16 protein-coding genes and 1 pseudogene are annotated in these 15,190 nt (G+C 73.3%); 7 read left to right on the top strand and 10 right to left on the bottom strand.

The window, feature by feature from the left end; translation table 11 throughout:
* Positions 1-9 precede the first annotated feature (9 nt).
* The 3 genes from HNR25_RS23605 to HNR25_RS23615 form a co-directional block, all read right to left on the bottom strand.
* The gene (locus tag HNR25_RS23605; protein ID WP_184640557.1) at positions 10-222 is read right to left on the bottom strand and encodes a helix-turn-helix transcriptional regulator; all 213 of its coding nucleotides are present in this window, start codon (positions 220-222) and stop codon (positions 10-12) included.
* Positions 223-355: 133 nt separating this feature from the next.
* A complete protein-coding gene (locus tag HNR25_RS23610) occupies positions 356-1,210 on the bottom strand; it encodes an ABC transporter permease (RefSeq protein ID WP_184640004.1) in 855 nt (284 codons plus the stop codon).
* A complete protein-coding gene (locus tag HNR25_RS23615; protein WP_184640006.1) occupies positions 1,207-2,178 on the bottom strand; it encodes an ABC transporter ATP-binding protein in 972 nt (323 codons plus the stop codon). The genes HNR25_RS23610 and HNR25_RS23615 overlap by 4 nt, the downstream gene beginning before the upstream one ends.
* 226 nt (positions 2,179-2,404) lie before the next feature.
* On the opposite strand from HNR25_RS23615, the gene HNR25_RS23620 reads away from it, so the two are divergent.
* Positions 2,405-3,637: a cytochrome P450 gene (locus HNR25_RS23620; protein WP_184640008.1), complete on the top strand. Its 1,233-nt coding sequence runs from the start codon at positions 2,405-2,407 to the stop codon at positions 3,635-3,637.
* Between the two features lie 14 nt (positions 3,638-3,651).
* On the opposite strand, the gene HNR25_RS23625 is transcribed toward HNR25_RS23620, so the two are convergent.
* On the bottom strand, positions 3,652-3,936 hold the full coding sequence (locus HNR25_RS23625; protein WP_184640010.1) for a DUF2277 domain-containing protein: 285 nt from the start codon (positions 3,934-3,936) through the stop codon (positions 3,652-3,654).
* Positions 3,937-4,304: 368 nt separating this feature from the next.
* Positions 4,305-4,952, bottom strand: coding sequence for an NAD(P)-dependent oxidoreductase (locus tag HNR25_RS23630; protein WP_184640012.1), 648 nt, complete (start codon positions 4,950-4,952; stop codon positions 4,305-4,307).
* A gap of 323 nt (positions 4,953-5,275) precedes the next feature.
* On the opposite strand from HNR25_RS23630, the pseudogene HNR25_RS26310 reads away from it, so the two are divergent.
* From HNR25_RS26310 to HNR25_RS23650, 4 genes and pseudogenes are all read left to right on the top strand, one after another.
* Positions 5,276-5,356 (top strand): annotated as a pseudogene (locus HNR25_RS26310) (sulfotransferase); the annotation flags it as partial.
* 311 nt (positions 5,357-5,667) lie between these two features.
* The gene (locus HNR25_RS23640) at positions 5,668-5,826 is read left to right on the top strand and encodes a transposase (protein WP_221459377.1); all 159 of its coding nucleotides are present in this window, start codon (positions 5,668-5,670) and stop codon (positions 5,824-5,826) included.
* Complete coding sequence (locus HNR25_RS23645) at positions 5,826-7,037, top strand: RNA-guided endonuclease InsQ/TnpB family protein (protein WP_184640014.1); 1,212 nt, start codon at positions 5,826-5,828, stop codon at positions 7,035-7,037. The genes HNR25_RS23640 and HNR25_RS23645 overlap by 1 nt, the downstream gene beginning before the upstream one ends.
* A 46-nt stretch (positions 7,038-7,083) precedes the next feature.
* Positions 7,084-7,365, top strand: a complete 282-nt coding sequence (locus HNR25_RS23650) for a sulfotransferase (RefSeq protein WP_184640016.1) — start codon at positions 7,084-7,086, stop codon at positions 7,363-7,365.
* 10 nt (positions 7,366-7,375) lie between these two features.
* Here HNR25_RS23650 and mmuM read toward each other — a convergent pair whose 3' ends face one another.
* The 5 genes from mmuM to HNR25_RS23675 form a co-directional block, all read right to left on the bottom strand.
* A complete protein-coding gene (mmuM, locus tag HNR25_RS23655) occupies positions 7,376-8,278 on the bottom strand; it encodes a homocysteine S-methyltransferase (RefSeq protein ID WP_184640018.1) in 903 nt (300 codons plus the stop codon).
* A gap of 170 nt (positions 8,279-8,448) precedes the next feature.
* Positions 8,449-9,105, bottom strand: coding sequence for a ThuA domain-containing protein (locus tag HNR25_RS23660; protein ID WP_184640020.1), 657 nt, complete (start codon positions 9,103-9,105; stop codon positions 8,449-8,451).
* 64 nt (positions 9,106-9,169) lie between these two features.
* The gene (locus tag HNR25_RS23665; protein ID WP_312862758.1) at positions 9,170-9,610 is read right to left on the bottom strand and encodes a TetR family transcriptional regulator C-terminal domain-containing protein; all 441 of its coding nucleotides are present in this window, start codon (positions 9,608-9,610) and stop codon (positions 9,170-9,172) included.
* A 429-nt stretch (positions 9,611-10,039) separates the two neighbouring features.
* Positions 10,040-11,287 (bottom strand): CaiB/BaiF CoA transferase family protein, encoded by a 1,248-nt coding sequence (locus HNR25_RS23670; protein WP_312862759.1) that lies wholly within the window; start codon positions 11,285-11,287, stop codon positions 10,040-10,042.
* A 301-nt stretch (positions 11,288-11,588) separates the two neighbouring features.
* Complete coding sequence (locus HNR25_RS23675) at positions 11,589-12,512, bottom strand: sugar-binding transcriptional regulator (protein WP_184640559.1); 924 nt, start codon at positions 12,510-12,512, stop codon at positions 11,589-11,591.
* Positions 12,513-12,756: 244 nt separating this feature from the next.
* Here HNR25_RS23675 and HNR25_RS23680 point away from each other — a divergent pair, with 244 nt between their 5' ends.
* Both HNR25_RS23680 and HNR25_RS23685 read left to right on the top strand, forming a co-directional pair.
* A complete protein-coding gene (locus HNR25_RS23680) occupies positions 12,757-13,758 on the top strand; it encodes a zinc-dependent alcohol dehydrogenase family protein (protein WP_184640024.1) in 1,002 nt (333 codons plus the stop codon).
* A 37-nt stretch (positions 13,759-13,795) separates the two neighbouring features.
* The gene (locus HNR25_RS23685) at positions 13,796-15,166 is read left to right on the top strand and encodes an ABC transporter substrate-binding protein (RefSeq protein ID WP_446696992.1); all 1,371 of its coding nucleotides are present in this window, start codon (positions 13,796-13,798) and stop codon (positions 15,164-15,166) included.
* Positions 15,167-15,190 lie beyond the last annotated feature (24 nt).

Consider the following 15,190-nt stretch of genomic DNA (forward strand, 5'->3'; position numbering starts at 1 on the left):
GCGGCGGAGTCAGCCGCCGATGCGGGGGAAGGGCTCGGTGGAGAAGACGACCTCGGCGGGGACGCCGAAGTACTTCGCGATGCGCAGAGCCAGATGCAGGCTGGGATTGTACTCGCCGCGCTCCAGGTAGCCCACGGTCTGGTAGTGCACCCCCAGCGCCTCGGCGAGCTGGCGGCGGGAGACCCCGCGTTCGGCGCGCAGCACGGCAATGCGGTTGTGGATGCGCTCGGCGTCGGCGCCGGCACCGCCGCGGGATCCGCCCTTGTGCCGGGTGCCGGTGCCGGATCCGTCGTCGCCGGCCTCCGACGGCCCGTTCCGGAGCGGCGGCGCCGTCGGCTCTTCGGTCTCATGCGCCTCAGCCACGCTGCATCGCCCTCCGGCGTCCGGCCTCGACACGGGATCCGGATTCGCGCCGGGCCATGCGGCGCAGGACGGGCACGGCCGCCAGGAAGCCGACGACCGCCCACGCGCCCAGGACCAGCGCGGCCTGGTCCAGACGCCAGGACTGGGCGATCTCCACGGCCAGCATGGAGTCGGGGAGGAACGCCGAGCGCATTCCCAGCGCGATCCAGTACAGCGGCGTGGCCTGAGCGATCCATTGCAGCCACTCCGGGAATCCGCTGACCTGGTAGAAGACGCCCGATACGCCCATCATGGCCATGAACGGCACCATGAGCACGGTCATGACCACGCGCGGATTGGAGATGAGGGATCCGGCGATCGCCCCGAGCGGCGCCATCGCCATCAGCCCCAGGATCAGGACCCAGGCGAGGGTCGCCCACGCGGCCGGTCCGCCCACGCGGAAGCCGTCCATGAGCAGCAGGGCGACGACGAGCAGCACCGCGACGAGGGAGGCCGTGACGAGGGTGATGTGCACGGCCTTGCCCACGAGGTAGCCGACCGTCCCGTCGGGGATCGCTTTGGCCCGCAGCAGGGTTCCGTCCTCGCGCTCGGCGGTCAGCGTCTGCGCCACCCCCATGAGCCCTTGGGTGGCCACCACGAGGCCCATCATGCCCGCCATCCACATGCTGGCGATGGGCACGCCGGTGCCGTCCACGTTCTGACTGCGCATGAAGAGCGCGACGACCGTGAAGACGAGGGCCAGGCCGCCGTGGCTGACCAGGTCGTCGCGGGTGGTCACCGACTGCCGGAACTCGATCCACCCGCGGGAGAGCCCGGCGCGGACGGCGGTCAGGGCGGGGGGATTCATCGGACCTCCTCGGTGAAGGCGGCCGCGGCGTCGTGCGTGCCGCCGGCCTCGTGGCGCCGCACCAGGCTCATGTACGCGTCTTCCAGGGTGGCGCGGCGCACTTCCAGGTCGGTGACCTCGTCGCCGGCCTCCTCCAGGAGTTCCCGCAGGAACGCGGTGGCGTCGGGGGTGGAGTGCACGAACCGCTGGCCGTGGCGGGCCCATTTGACCTCGGCGTCGGCGGGCACGCGGTCGGCGAGTTCCGCGGCGGTGCCTTGGGCCGTGACCCGGCCGCCGGCGAGGATGAGGATGCGGTCGGCGAGCTTTTCGGCTTCGTCCAGGTCGTGGGTGGTCAGCAGGATCGTGGTGTTCTCGTCGGCCAGGGCGTGGACGAGGTCGTGGAAGTCGCGGCGCGCCTCGGGGTCGAAGCCGGCCGTGGGCTCGTCCAGGAACAGCACCTCGGGCCGGCCGACGATACCGATGGCGACGTCGAGGCGGCGGCGCTGGCCGCCGGAGAGGGTGTTGATCCTGCGGTGGGCGTAACCGGTCAGCCCGACGGTCTCCAGCAGGTCGGCGACGGGCCGCGGTTCGGGCAGCCCCGGTTCGGCGTAGGGGGTGTAGTAGCGGGCGAGGTGGGACAGCAGTTGGCCCACGCGCCAGCGGCCGTGGTCGCGCCAGGACTGCATGACCACGCCCAGGCGTGCGCGCCAGCGCTCGTCTCCCGTGGCGGGGTCGGCGCCCAGGACGCTGACGTCGCCGGCCGAGCGCGCCCGGAACCCTTCGAGGATCTCCACCGTGGTGGTCTTGCCGGCGCCGTTGGGCCCCAGCAGCACGACGACCTCCCCGGGTTGGGCGTGCAGGTCGATTCCGCGGAGCACGTCGGTGCTGCCGTAGCGCATGCGCAGCCCGGAGACCTCGACGGCGGCGCCGGGCCCGCCGGCGCCGCCCGGTGCGGCGGGCGCGTGGGCGCCCTCCTCCACCAAGGACATAGCCTTCCTACCTTTCGTATTGTGAACGCTATTGTTTATAGCATTCATATTACATATGGGCCAACATGTGCGATGACCTGCAGGTGACGGGGGTCCTGTTCGGCGGTCGGCGGTGCGCGCACCGGCCGCACGCTGGGGCGCGCCTTGCCGCGCCCGCGCCGCTGAGCCATCATCGCCGCAGGCACGCTACCCACCCCCGCCCGCCGCCGCACCAGCAGGGAGCCGCATGGACTTCGCCGCGCTCGACGCCGTGCAGCGCGACCCCTACCCCCACTACGCGCGGGCCCGCCGGCAGCTGGGCCTGACGTTCGCCACCGAACTGGACGCGTGGCTGGTGACCCGCTACGCCGACGTGCGCGAGGCGCTGGCCCGCCCCGAGGACTTCTCCTCCGCAGGCGCGCTGCGGCCCGACGCCGTCCCCGGGCCCCGCGCCCGGGCGGAGCTGGCCGCGGGCATCGGCGCCGGCGGAGTCGCCCTCTCCTCCGACGGTGCAGCCCATCGCCGCTACCGCGAGCCGCACACGCGCGGCCTGTCGGCGGCCCGGTTCGCGTCGGTGCAGGACGCGATCAGCGAGCGCACGGCCCGCATCGTCGACGGCCTCGCCGCCGAGGACGGCGCCGACCTGGTGGAACGGCTCGCACGGCGGCTGCCCGGCGAGGTGATCGGACACGTGCTGGGGCTGGATCCCCAGGACGTCCCGGCCGCCGTACGCGGCGGCTACCTCGCGACGGAACTGGCGTTTCGGCCTCTGGAGGAGGACGACCAGGCCGCGGCCGCACGGGAGATCGCGCAGCAGCAGCACCGGATGGACGACTACGTGCGCAGCCGCCGCGCCGAACCGCGCGACGACCTGGTCACCGGGTTCGTACACGCGCTCGCCCCCGGGGAAGGCGGACTCACCCGTGAGCAGCGCGGCGAGTGCGTGTCGTCGCTGCAGAACCTGCTGCTCGCCGGGCACCTGACCACCAGCGCGCTCATGGCGTCGACGCTGCTGCACCTGCTGCGCCACCGGGAGCAATGGGAGGCGCTGTGCGCGCACCCCGAGCTGATCCCCGACGCGGTGGAGGAATGCGCCCGGTTCGACGCGCCCATCCAGGGGTTCCGCCGCCGGGCCGTCCGCGACACCGCTCTGGGCGGCACCGCGCTACCGGAGGGCGCCGTCGTGTTCGTCTCCTTCGGCGCGGCCAACCGCGACCCGGCGCGGTTCTCCCGGCCCGACCGCCTCGACGTGACGCGGCGACCGCAGGGCCACGTGGGGTTCGGCCACGGTGTCCACGCCTGCCCGGGGGCGCGCCTGGCCCGCGCACAGCTGACGACCGTGCTGGACGAACTGACCCGGCGCCTTCCCAACGCACGGTTGGACCCCGGTTCCCGGATCCGGATGCTGCCCACCATGATCCACCGCTCCCCCGAGCGGCTGGACGTGCGATGGCAGCGGCGCCGACCCGGGCTGCCCTGAAGGCCGCCGGCGGGTCAGGAGGGCGCGGCCGCGTCCTCGTCGCGCCGGCCAGCACGCTCCTTCGCGCGGGCGGCGTCCTGGTCGCGCGAACGCGGCGGCGCCGAGGTGACCAGGGAGTCCAGCAGCTCGCCGGTCGCGGCGGCCACCGCGTCGACCGCGCGGTCGAAGGCCGCGCCGTTCGCGGCCGAGGGGCGCGTACTTCCGCTCACCTTGCGGACGTACTGCAGGGCGGCCTCGCGGACCTCGGCCTCGGTGGCGGGCGGCTCGCAATTGTGCAGGCGGCGGATGTTTCGGCACATACCTGCACCGTACTGCGCGCCGCCGACATCCGCGTGGGGTCGCGGTGCTCTCGTCGTAACGGACGCAGTGGCCGCGCCCCAGCGCGTCCACGCGCTGCTGCCAGGTCAGTTCGGCCATGCTGGCGGGCGCGGTGCCGCCGGCCTCGGTTCAGCTCGCGGGCCGCGGCCACGGCGATGTCGGCGGAGATGCGTGTCGAGACCAGGTTGACCAGGACCAGCAGCTGCCACACGGGCGCGGAGCGGTCGGCCAGGTCGATGCCCGCCTCCCGGGCCATCGTGCCCCCGGCCTCGTCGAGCACCTGCTGTACGACGTGCTTCTCGCGTTCGGCGGCCATCGCGGCCTCCTCCCTCTCCTGCTGTGCTGCGGACTACTCCCCTACGGTGAAGCGCTCGTTGCGGTGGCGGGGCGACTCGATCTCGTCGACCAGGGCCACCGCGTAGTCCTCGGCGCTGATACGGCTGTTGCCCCGGGCGTCGGCGACGAGCCGGCGGGTGTCGGTGCGGTAGGCCCCGGTACGCTCGCCCGGCTCGATCACCGCGGGCGGGCTGAGGCTGGTCCATTCGACGTCGGTGACGCTGCGCAGGAACTCCAGCGCCTCACCGTGGGCGTGCATGGTCGCGAGGATGTCCCCGGTCAGCCCGGGAGTGTCCCACACCCGCGTGTCCGGTCCCGTCTCCAGGCTTCCCGCGCCGCCGACCATGATGAAGCGGGGCGGGTCCGCCAACCGCCGCAGAGCTTCCACGATCGTGCGGGCCGAAGGCTCGACGAGCGCGCGGTGGCCGGCGCCGTCGCCGCCGCCGACCGCGCTGACCAGCACGTCGCGGCCGCGGGCGGCCCGGGTGACGGCGTCGGGATCGAGCACGTCGGCGACGCCGGCGCCGAGCCGCTCGTCCTCGCGGGGCAGCCGGGTGCGGTCGCGGGCCAGGGCGGTGACGGTGTGCCCGCGGGAGAGCGCTTCGTCGACGACGCGGGACCCGATCATCCCGCTGCCGCCGAAGACGGCGATGTCGGCCATGGCGGACCTGCCTTTCCGTGTGGTCGTCCGCCGCCGGAGGGGCGGGGACGCGCCGGGGCGCGGCACCTCGGCTCCCGTCGTCGGCGAGCGGGCGGTGCCGCCGGTGGCACTCCCCCGCTACCCATGCGCGCGTCCGTGTCGCGTACGCGCCCCGGATCGCCTGATCCGGTCCGCCGCCGGACGAGGGGTGCGACGCGGTGCGCGCGGGTGGCCCGATCCGGTGATGCGGCAGCTCTGGCCGGGCGCGCCGCAGGGGGTGGGAATCGCGGGCGGCGCGGGCCGAGGGGGCCGCGGGTCCGAGGAGTCGGCGGAAGGCGGATCGCATGGTCGAGGTGATCGGCACGGGACTGCCGCGCACCGGCACGAGTTCGATGAAGGCGGCCCTGGAGCGGCTGGGCTACTCCCCCTGTTACCGGGATCGCCCGTTCACGGCGGAACTGACGCCGACTTCCCCGCGTAGCTTCGGGCGGGAGGTGCACCGGCGGGTGCATGTGCTCGCCCGCGCCGTCGGACTCCACCGGCTCGGCCTCGGAGTCCGCGCACCGCGTGCATGGTCTCCTCCATATGGTGCAGGCGGACGTCGGAGAAACCGCATGCGGTCATCGGTGGGGAAAGCCGAGTGCGCATGGGGAACGAACACGCGGTGCCTGCCGGTTCCGGCGTTTTCGTGCGCGCCCATGACCAACTATCGTACGCTTGTTCGCATGCGGCTTCGGTGCTGCGTGAGGAGTTCCCGCATCCGACGTCGCGACTTCCGACGCTGTGGTCGGCGTCGTACTTCGCCGCGTCAGTAGGCGCCGTCAGCGCCGACACCGTCCAGCGCCACATCGACACCCAATGGCAGCGCCCGCGGAAGAAGGGAGGGGAACAGTGATGTACCGCGCCTACAAGTTCCTGCTGCGGCCCACCTCGCGCCAGTGCGCCGCGCTGGAGCAGATGCTGGCCGACCACCGCCGCCTGTACAACGCCGCTTTGCAGGAACGCCGCGACGCCTACACCCACCCCTCCCGCACCCGCATCCGCTACGGCGGCCAGTCCGCGCAGCTCAAAGACATCCGCACTACCGACCCCGACGGGCAGGGCCGGTGGTCGTTCTCCTCCCAGCAGGCCACCCTGCGCCGGTCGGACCAGGCGTTCCAGGCGTTCTTCCGCCGGAAGAAGAACGGCGACACCCCCGGCTACCCCCGGTTCAAAGGCGCGGGCCGGTTCGACACCGTCGACTTCCCCAAGGACGGCGACGGGTGCCGGTGGGACTCCGCCCCCCACGAGCGCGTCACCCGAGTGCGGTTGCAGGGGGTGGGCCACGTACGGGTCCACCGCCACCACGAGGTCGAGGGCCGCGTGAAGACCGTCAGCGTCAAACGCGACCGGTTCTACCTGATCCTGGCCTGCGACCGAGTTCCCGCCCAACCGCTGGAACCCACAGGGGCGGTGGCCGGGATCGACATGGGCGTGGCCTCCTTCGCCACCACCTCCGAAGGCGAGCACGTCCCCAACCCCCGGTTCCTCCAGGCGGCGGCCGACGAACTCGGCGCCGCCCAGCGGCACCTGGCCCGGTTCCCCAAGAAGACCGGACACGCCAACCGCACCCGCAAACACCGCACCGCCCGGGACAAGGTGTCGCGACTACACGCCAAAGTAGCGCGCCAGCGCCGCGACCACCACCACAAGACCGCCCTGGACCTCATCCGCCGGTTCGACGTGATCGGCTACGAAAGCCTCAATACCGCGGGTATGGCCAAGAAGCCCGCACCCCGGCCCGCCCCCGAACGGCCGAGTGCCTTCCTGCCCAACGGGGCCGCCGCCAAGGCCGGACTGAACAAGAGCGTCCTGGACGCGGGTTGGGGGGTGTTCCTGGGGATCCTCGTGTACAAGGCTGAGAGCGCCGGTCGCGGACTGGTCCCGGTGAGTGCCCGCAACACGTCGCGCACCTGTCCCCGCGAAGACTGCGGGCACGCACACGCCGACAACCGCCCGACGCAAGCCGAGTTCCGCTGCACCCGGTGCGGTCATACCGACCACGCCGACCGGGTGGGCGCGCTGAACGCCGCAATCAGGGCCGGGCTGGTCCTTCCCCTCGCCTGAACGGCGAGGGGAGAAGCCCGCGGCTTCAGCCGCGGGAGGAGTCACGATGCGCCTGCTGTGGACGTCGCTGTTCGGCCAGTGCGACCGCGTGCCCGACGAGGGGGAGGCGGTGGCGGCGTTCGAGCGGCACCGGGCCGCGGTCGTGGAGGCCGGGCCGGCCGAGCGGCTGCTGGTCTATGAGCTCGGCCAGGGCTGGGGGCCGCTGTGCGCGTTCGTGGGCGCCGGGGAACCCGAAACGCCGTTTCCGCACCTCAACGACACCGAGGCGATGCACGGGGTCACGGCCGACATGGCGGCGGGGCGGGAGGTGACGTCGCCGTTCTCCTGAGGAGGCGGCGTCAGTCCAGGTGGTCCCGGATCCGGCGGATGTGGTCGGGGGTGGTGCGGCAGCAGCCGCCGATCAGGCGGGCGCCCGCCTGCCGCCACCTCCGCGCGGCCGCGCCGAAGGCCTCAGGGTCGCGGGTGCCTGCCCAGGTGCCTGATGCGGCGTCCCAGGTCTCGCCGGAGTCGGGGTAGACGACCGCGGGTGCGCCCCGCACCCGGGCGATCAGTCCGTCGATGCGGTCCGGGGCGGTGCAGTTGGCACCCACGGCCACCACCTGTTCGCGGTCCGCAAGCAGCTCGGCGCAGCGGGCCAGCGGGGTGCCGTCGCTGATGTGTGCGGCGTCGGCGCAGCTGAAGCTGAACCAGGCGCGCACGCCCGGGGTCTCCGCCAGGAGCCGGGCCAGGGCGCGGGCCTCGGTGTAGGACGGGAGGGTTTCGCAGGCCAGCAGGTCGGCGCCGCTGTCGGCGAGCAGGTGCCAGCGTTCGCGGTGCCAGTCGGCCAGGGTGTCGACCGCGATGTCGGGGTCGGGGTCCAGGCCGTAGTCGCCGGTGTATTCCGAGCCGTCGGCCCGAGCGGCACCGTAGGGGCCGACACTGGCGGCGACGAGCCCTCCGCCGGCCGCGTCGCGGGCCTGGGCCGCCAGGTCGACCGAGCGGGTGATCAGGGCGCGGGCCTCGCGGCGGGTCGGGCCGCGGGCGGTGAACCCGGCGATGGAGGCCTGGTAGGAGGCGGTGATGGCGACGTCGGCGCCGGCGTCGAAGAAGTCGCGGTGGGCCCGGCGGATCGTGTCGGGGGCGTCGCGCAGCAGCCGCGCCGACCAGAGCTCGTCGCCGAGGTCGCAGCCGAGGTCCTCCAGGCGGGTGGCGAGCCCGCCGTCCACGACGAGCGTGCGGCCTTCCTCCGGCGCGGGGTTCATACCGCCAGCTTAGCGGGCGGGCCGGTGGGTGCGGTTCGGGCGATCCGGGGCCGTGCGCTCGGCGGTGCGCCGGCGCCGGGCGCTCCGCGAACGCGGGCCGGGTGCCGCGGCTCCGCGCGCCCGCGGCGGGGTCCGCCCGTCCTGCGGGCGGGGCGTGCGGCCGGCGGCGGCTACCACCCGGCGGCGTAGCGCAGCCCGCCGAGCAGGTGGGAGCGGAAGGCGGGCTCGGCGTAGGCGGAGGAGGGGTGGCCCAGGGCGGTGTAGAAGGAGCGGCCGGCACCGACGCCGCGGCACCAGGCGATGGGGTGTCCCGGACCCATGCCGCCTCCGCGGTAGGTGTCCTCCTCGACCGAGAGCAGGACGCGGGTTGTGCCGTCGGCACGGGGGTCGCGGTCGAAGTCGTACCACTCGTCGGTGAGCGTCCAGGTCGCGCCGAGGTGGGCGGTAGCGGGGTGGGTGCGGTCCTCGGTGCGCACCCGGGCGGGCTGGACTTCGGGGTGGCGGGTGAAGCGGGCGCCGACCAGGTCGGCGTAGAAGGGCCAGCCGGGTTCGGCGGTGGAGGCGGCGTGGACGCCGCAGAAGCCGCCGCCGGAGGCGACGTAGTCGGCCAGGGCGGCGCGTGCGGGGTCGTCGAGGACCGCGCCGGAGGGGCTGAGGAAGACCACGGCGCTGTAGCCGGCGAGTCCGCTGCCGAGGGCGGCGGGGTCTTCGGTGGCGTCGGTTTCGAACCCGTGGCGGCGGCCCAGTTCCTCCAGCGCCGCGGTGCCGGCGGGGATGGAGTCGTGCCGGTATCCGGTGGTGCGGCTGAATACGAGTACACGTTCCATGCGACCGCACTCTAACCGGGGGCCGTATCCGGCCGGAGGGGGCGGGTCCGGGTTCCGGTACGGGTCAGGCGGTGCGGTGGGCGGTGCCGGCGCCGGGTTCGGGCAGGTCCCGGTCGGCCGGGCCGGTCCGGGTGGTCTGGTCGGACTGGGCGAGGTGGGTGGCCAGGGTGTCGGCGACCAGGCGGGTGACGGCGGCCATGTCCACGGCGTCGGGGTCGAGCAGCCACTGCACTTGCAGGCCGTCCATGACGGCCAGGATCGCCGCCGCGGCTTCGCGGGTGGGGCGGGCGGTGTCGGGGCCGGATTCGCCGCCGGGGTGCAGGCGGTCGAGCACGGCCTGTTCGACGTCGGCGCGCAGTTCGGCGTAGCGGTTGCGGAACCAGTCCTGGGCGGGTGGCCTTCGGTGACGCTTTCGGCGGAGAGGACGGCGTAGAGCCGGGTGGTTCCGGGGTGAGCGGCGTTGCGCTGGGCGGTGGAGACGAGGTGGTCCAGGAAGCGCTGCCACTTGGGCGGGGGGCGTCGTTGTCGCGCAGTTCCAGGACGGCGGTGAGCAACTCGGTCTTGGAGCCGAAGTGGTGGAGCACGCCGGCCGGAGTGATGCCGAGGGTTCCTGTTCCAGCTGGTGGCCGTCTGGAACACCTACCTGCTGCCGCTGGTGATGCCGGCCGACGGGAAGCTCTACCCGATCACGCTGGGGTTGGCGACCTGGCAGTCGTACCAGGGCAGCGACCCGGACATGTACATGCGGGTGGTCACCGGCTCGCTGCTGCCCATCGTCCCCCTGATCATCGCCATGATCGTGCTGCAGCGCTTCTGGCGCGGCGGCCCGACCGGAGGCGCGGTCAAGCACCGAGCCGACGGCCCCACCCCCGGCCTGTCGCGACCGCGTCTTGCGGAGGGGAGGGCGGGGCACTGTCCCGTCCTCCCCCGTTGCTTACGGTCCCGCCCCGTCCCGTTCCGCGGTCGCCGAGGTCGCGGAGCCGGGCTCGTCGAGGGTCTCCAGCCAGGCGCGGACGGTGTCGTTGTGCTCGCCGAGGCGGGGCGGGGGGCGGTGGCCGGGCGGGGTTTCGGCGGCGGTCGCGGCGGCATCGCTGAAGCGCACGGCCGATCCGGGCAGCTCGACGGGCCCCAGGACGGGGTGGTCGACCTCGGCGATCAGACCTTGGGAACGGACCTGGTCCCACTCGTAGACCTGGTCGAGGGTGCGGACGGCGCCGCAGGGGACGCCGATCGCGCCGATGCGCTCCAGCCAGGTGTCGCGTCCGCTCTCGGCCAGGGCCGTTTCGACGGCCGCGTCGAGCGCGGGCCGGTTGGCGACGCGCGCGGCGTTGTCGGCGAAGCGGGGGTCGTCGGCGTCGATGCCCAGCAGGCCGGCGAACCTCTGCCATTGGCCCCGGCTGGCGACGGCGACCTGCAGCATGCCGTCGGCGCAGGTGTAGGCGCCGTAGGGGGCGATGGAGGGGTGGTGGTTGCCGATCGCACGGGGGGCCTGCCCGGCAACGGTCCAGCGGGTGCCCTGGAAGGCGTGCACCCCCACGATGGACGACAGCAGCGAGGTGCGCACCACCCGGCCGCGACCGGTGGTGTGGCGCTCGTAGAGGGCGCTGAGCACGCCGTAGGCGGCGTTCATCCCGGCCAGGAGGTCGCCGATGGGCACACCGACCTTGGTGGGGGTTTCGGGGTCGGGGCCGGTGAGGCTCATCAGCCCGGCCTCGCCCTGGGCGATCTGGTCGTAGCCGGCGCGGCCGCCTTCGGGGCCGTCGTGGCCGAATCCGCTGATGGAGCACTGCACCAGGCGCGGGTTGAGTGCGGCCGTGCGCTCGGCGGAGAAACCGAGGCGGTCCAGCACGCCGGGGCGGAAGTTCTCCACGAGCACGTCGGCGGCGCGCACCAGGCGGGTGAGCAGCGCGGCGCCGTCCGGGGACTTCAGGTCGAGTTCGAGAGACTCTTTGTTGCGGTTGCAGGCGAGGAAGTAGGTGCTGATCCGCTCGTCGTCGGGACCGACGAACGGCGGACCCCAGCTGCGGGTTTCGTCGCCGGTGCCGGGCTGCTCGACCTTGATCACCCGCGCGCCGAGGTCGCCCAGCAGCATGGCCGCGTGCGGCCCGGACAGCGCCCGCGACAGGTCGAGGACCACGGTGCCGCTCAGCGGCCCTTCGGAACCGCTCGCTTGCTCCGCCACGTGAGGAGCCTCCTTGGCTGGATCGTCGCCGGTCATGCCGTCGGTTCCGGTGCCGGTCCGGTCCCCGGCGCGTCCGGCGCGTCCGGGGGCGGCCGCGGCATCGATCGGCTCGGTGTCGCCGGAGCGGAACGAGCCGGTCTCGGGGGGCGGTCCAGGAGGCCGTGCTCACCGTAGTCGCGAGCCATCGCACCACCTCCCTCGGCAGCCGCCCCGGCCGCGCCGCTCGGCCCGGCCGGGGCACCGACCCTAGCCTGCCGCCGCGCCGGACGTCAGTGCCCGGGCCGGGGGCGCGGCGGGTCCGTCAGCCCAGCAGCTCCGTGGCCGTGGCGGCGTCGGTGACCAGGGTGGAGATCAGGCCGCTGCGCAGGACCACGCCGATGGCCTCGGATTTTCCGGGGCCGCCGGCCACCGCGATCACGTCGGGCACGCGCGCCAGTTGGGCGTCGGTGATGGCCAGCACCCGTTCGTCGAGTTCGCTGTGCACGCGGGTGCCCGCGGAGTCGAACAGTTGGGCCGAGATCTCGGCGCGTACGCCGGCGCCGCTCAGGTGCGCGCGTGCCCGGGCGTCCAGGCAGGCGTAGACGGTGGAGCTCTGCTCGTCCCAGCCGCCGATGGAGACCACCGCCTTGGTCAGCCGGTCGAAACGCTCCAGGGCGCCGGCGATGCCGGGGTCGCCGCGCAGGGCGCGGGCGGTGGTGGCGTCGGGCAGGATCAGCGGCGCGTAGACGGGATAGGCGGGGCCGCCGGAGAGCTGGGCGGCGCGCTGCACCGACTCCACCGATCCCTCGCTGGCGTCTTCTCCGTAGGTGCGGTGGGATACCACGCCGCCCAGTTGCACGGTGGTGCAGCGGGCCAGCCGGGTCAGCTCGGCGCCCACGGCGTTGACGGTGCGGCCCCAGGCCAGACCGAGCACGTCGCCGTCCTCGACGACTTCGGCGAGCAGGTCGGCGGCCACCGACCCGAGTTGGCGGTGGGTCTGGGCGGGGTCCTCGGAGCCGTCGACGACGATGGCGCGCTGGAGTCCGAAGGCGGCGCGCAGCCGGTCGGAGAGGTCGGGGTCGATGCGTGCGGGCACCCGGATGGAGATCCGCACGATTCCGTGGTCGCGCGCGGTCTCCAGCGCCCTGGCGACTTTGAAGCGGCTGATGCCGAACTCGTCGGCGATCTCCACCTTGGAGCGCCCGTCCAGGTAGAACCGGCGCGCGACCGTGGAGACCAGCACCAGTTCCGCGGGGCCTTTGAAGGGGGCTTTGGGCTGTGCCGCGGCTGGGGCGGCGTCGCTCTGCGGGGCGCGCTCACTGCTGCTCACCTGATCACCGTTCCGCTCATACGTGAATCATACGTTGACAGCGCGTTTCCCGCGGGGTTTGAATGTTGCACATCACATGAGCGAAAAACCGCTCATATGAGCAACCCGTGTCCGTGTTTCCGACGGCCGGGGACCACCCGTCCAGCAGCGAGGAGCGGCCGTGCGCGCAGCCATCATCGAACGTCCCGGGACCGTCACCGTGGGAGACCGGCCCGATCCCGCGCCCGCCGACGACGGCGTGGTGGTGCGCGTAGGCGCCTGCGGCGTCTGCGGCACCGACCTGCACATCGCCGACGGCGAGTTCCCGCCCAGCCCCTACCCGCTGGTTCCCGGCCACGAATTCGCCGGAGAGGTGGTGGCCGTGGGCGCACGCGCCCCCGGCGGGCTGCGCGCGGGCGACCGGGTAGCCGTAGACCCCTCCCTGTTCTGCGGGCACTGCACCTACTGCCGCGCGGGCCGCGGCAACCTGTGCGCCAACTGGGGCGCCATCGGCGACACCGTCGACGGCGCCTTCGCCGAATACGTCGCCGCCCCCGCCGTCAACTGCCACCGCCTGCCCGACCACGTCGGCTACCGCGCGGCCGCCGTGATCGAACCGCTCTCCTGCGCGGTGCACGGCGTACGCCGCATCGGCGTGCACGCCGCCGAACGCTTCCTGCTCATGGGGGCCGGGACCATGGGGCTGCTGCTGCAGCAGCTGCTGCAGAACAACGGCGCCGAGGTCACCGTCGTCGACCGCAACACCGAGCGCCTGGAGCTGGCCGCGGCCATGGGCGCCGCCGCCACCGCCGCCGACGCCGCCGACCTCGACGACGAGCGCTTCGACGCCGCCGCCGACGCCACCGGCGCGCCCGCGGCCATCGAGGCGGCCTTCGGCGCGCTGCGCCGCGGCGGGCGGCTGCTGGTCTTCGGCGTCGCCCCCGACGACGCCCGCGTCGCGCTGTCGCCGTTTCGGATCTACAACGACGAGATCACCGTCGTGGGCTCCATGGCCGTGCTGAACAGCTACGGCGCCGCCGTGGACCTGCTGGCCGCCGACCGGGTGCGCACCGAGGAGCTGCTCACCCACGCCCTTCCCCTCGCGGACTTCCCGGGCGCCCTGGAGGCGATGCGCGCCGGATCCGGTGTGAAGGTGCAGGTTCTGCCCACCGGCACGGCCTGAATCCCCGCAGAGCGACCGTCGAGGAGGAGATTTCCCGTTGCCGAGGACGAAAGGCCGCCCCGGGCGGCTCGCCGCACTGGGCGCAGTGGGCGCCGCGGTGTCACTGGTGTCGGGCTGTGCGGGCGCCGGCGGTGTCGCCGCCGGCGGCGACGGCACGACGCTGGTGGTCGCCATCGTGTCCAATCCGCAGATGGAGGACGCCATCTCGCTGCGATCGGACTTCGAGAAGGAGAACCCGGGCGTGGACCTGCGGTTCGTCACCCTGCCCGAGAACGAGGCCCGCGCCAAGATCACCACGTCGGTCGCCACCGGCGGCGGCGAGTTCGACGCGGTCATGATCAGCAATTACGAAACCCGGATGTGGGCCGAGAACGGGTGGCTGGAGAATCTGCAGCCCCACATCGACGCCTCCGAGGGCTACGACGCCGGCGACTTCCTGCAGCCCATCCGCGAGTCCCTCTCCTACCGAGGCGACATGTACTCGGTGCCGTTCTACGGGGAGTCGTCGTTCCTGGCCTATCGCACGGACCTGTTCGAGGAGGCCGGTCTGGAGATGCCGGCCGACCCCACCTGGGCCGAGGTCGCCGACCTCGCGGCCCGACTCCACGACCCCGAGTCGGGCACGGCCGGGATCTGCCTGCGCGGTCTTCCGGGCTGGGGCGAGCTGCTGGCCCCCTTCAACAGCATGCTCAACACCTTCGGCGGGCGCTGGTACGACGAGGACTGGAACGCCCAGCTCACCTCGCCCGAGTTCCGCCGTGCCGCCGAGTTCTACGTGGACCTGGTGCGCAAGCACGGCCAGCCCGGCGCCGCCGGCAGCGGTTTCGGGGACTGCCTGACCCATTACAGCCAGGGGCGCGCCGCCATGTTCTACGACGCCACGGCGATGGTCAGCACCGTGGAGGACCCCGACTCCAGCAAGATCGCCGGCAGGAGCGGCTATGCGCCCGCGCCGGTGTCCGAGACCGACTACGGCGGCTGGCTCTACACCTGGTCGCTGGCCATCCCGACGACCTCCGAGCACACGGACGCCGCCTGGCGGTTCCTGTCGTGGATGACCGATAAGCAGTACACGAAGACGGTCGCCGACGAGTACGGCTGGGAACGCGTACCGCCCGGAAGCCGCGTCTCCACCTTCGAGAACCCGCAGTACCAGGAGGTCGCCGGGGCCTACGCCGAGCCGATGCGCGAGGGCATCGCCGACGCAGACCCGAAGGACCCGGGCATACGTCCCGTCCCCTACACCGGCGTCCAGTTCCTGGCCATCCCCGAGTTCCAGGACCTGGGCACCCGGGTCAGCCAGCAGCTCAGCGCCGCCGTCGCCGGGCAGATCAGCGTCGACCAGGCCCTGGAGCAGAGCCAGCAGTACGCGCAGTCGGTGGGCGACAGCTACAAGGAGGCGCAATGAGTACTCGGCGACGCGGCCGCCACC

Origin of the sequence: Streptomonospora salina (genome assembly GCF_014204715.1) — a bacterium.
GTDB lineage: Bacteria > Actinomycetota > Actinomycetes > Streptosporangiales > Streptosporangiaceae > Streptomonospora > Streptomonospora salina.

Excerpts from the sequence above, each read along its gene's own strand:
- HNR25_RS23610 (WP_184640004.1), bottom strand. The coding sequence starts at position 1,210 with ATGAATCCCCCCGCCCTGACCGCCGTCCGCGCCGGGCTCTCCCGCGGG.
- HNR25_RS23620 (WP_184640008.1), top strand. The coding sequence starts at position 2,405 with ATGGACTTCGCCGCGCTCGACGCCGTGCAGCGCGACCCCTACCCCCAC.
- HNR25_RS23615 (WP_184640006.1), bottom strand. The coding sequence starts at position 2,178 with ATGTCCTTGGTGGAGGAGGGCGCCCACGCGCCCGCCGCACCGGGCGGC.
- HNR25_RS23625 (WP_184640010.1), bottom strand. The coding sequence starts at position 3,936 with ATGTGCCGAAACATCCGCCGCCTGCACAATTGCGAGCCGCCCGCCACC.
- HNR25_RS23660 (WP_184640020.1), bottom strand. The coding sequence starts at position 9,105 with ATGGAACGTGTACTCGTATTCAGCCGCACCACCGGATACCGGCACGAC.
- HNR25_RS23630 (WP_184640012.1), bottom strand. The coding sequence starts at position 4,952 with ATGGCCGACATCGCCGTCTTCGGCGGCAGCGGGATGATCGGGTCCCGC.
- mmuM (WP_184640018.1), bottom strand. The coding sequence starts at position 8,278 with ATGAACCCCGCGCCGGAGGAAGGCCGCACGCTCGTCGTGGACGGCGGG.
- HNR25_RS23650 (WP_184640016.1), top strand. The coding sequence starts at position 7,084 with ATGCGCCTGCTGTGGACGTCGCTGTTCGGCCAGTGCGACCGCGTGCCC.
- HNR25_RS23645 (WP_184640014.1), top strand. The coding sequence starts at position 5,826 with ATGTACCGCGCCTACAAGTTCCTGCTGCGGCCCACCTCGCGCCAGTGC.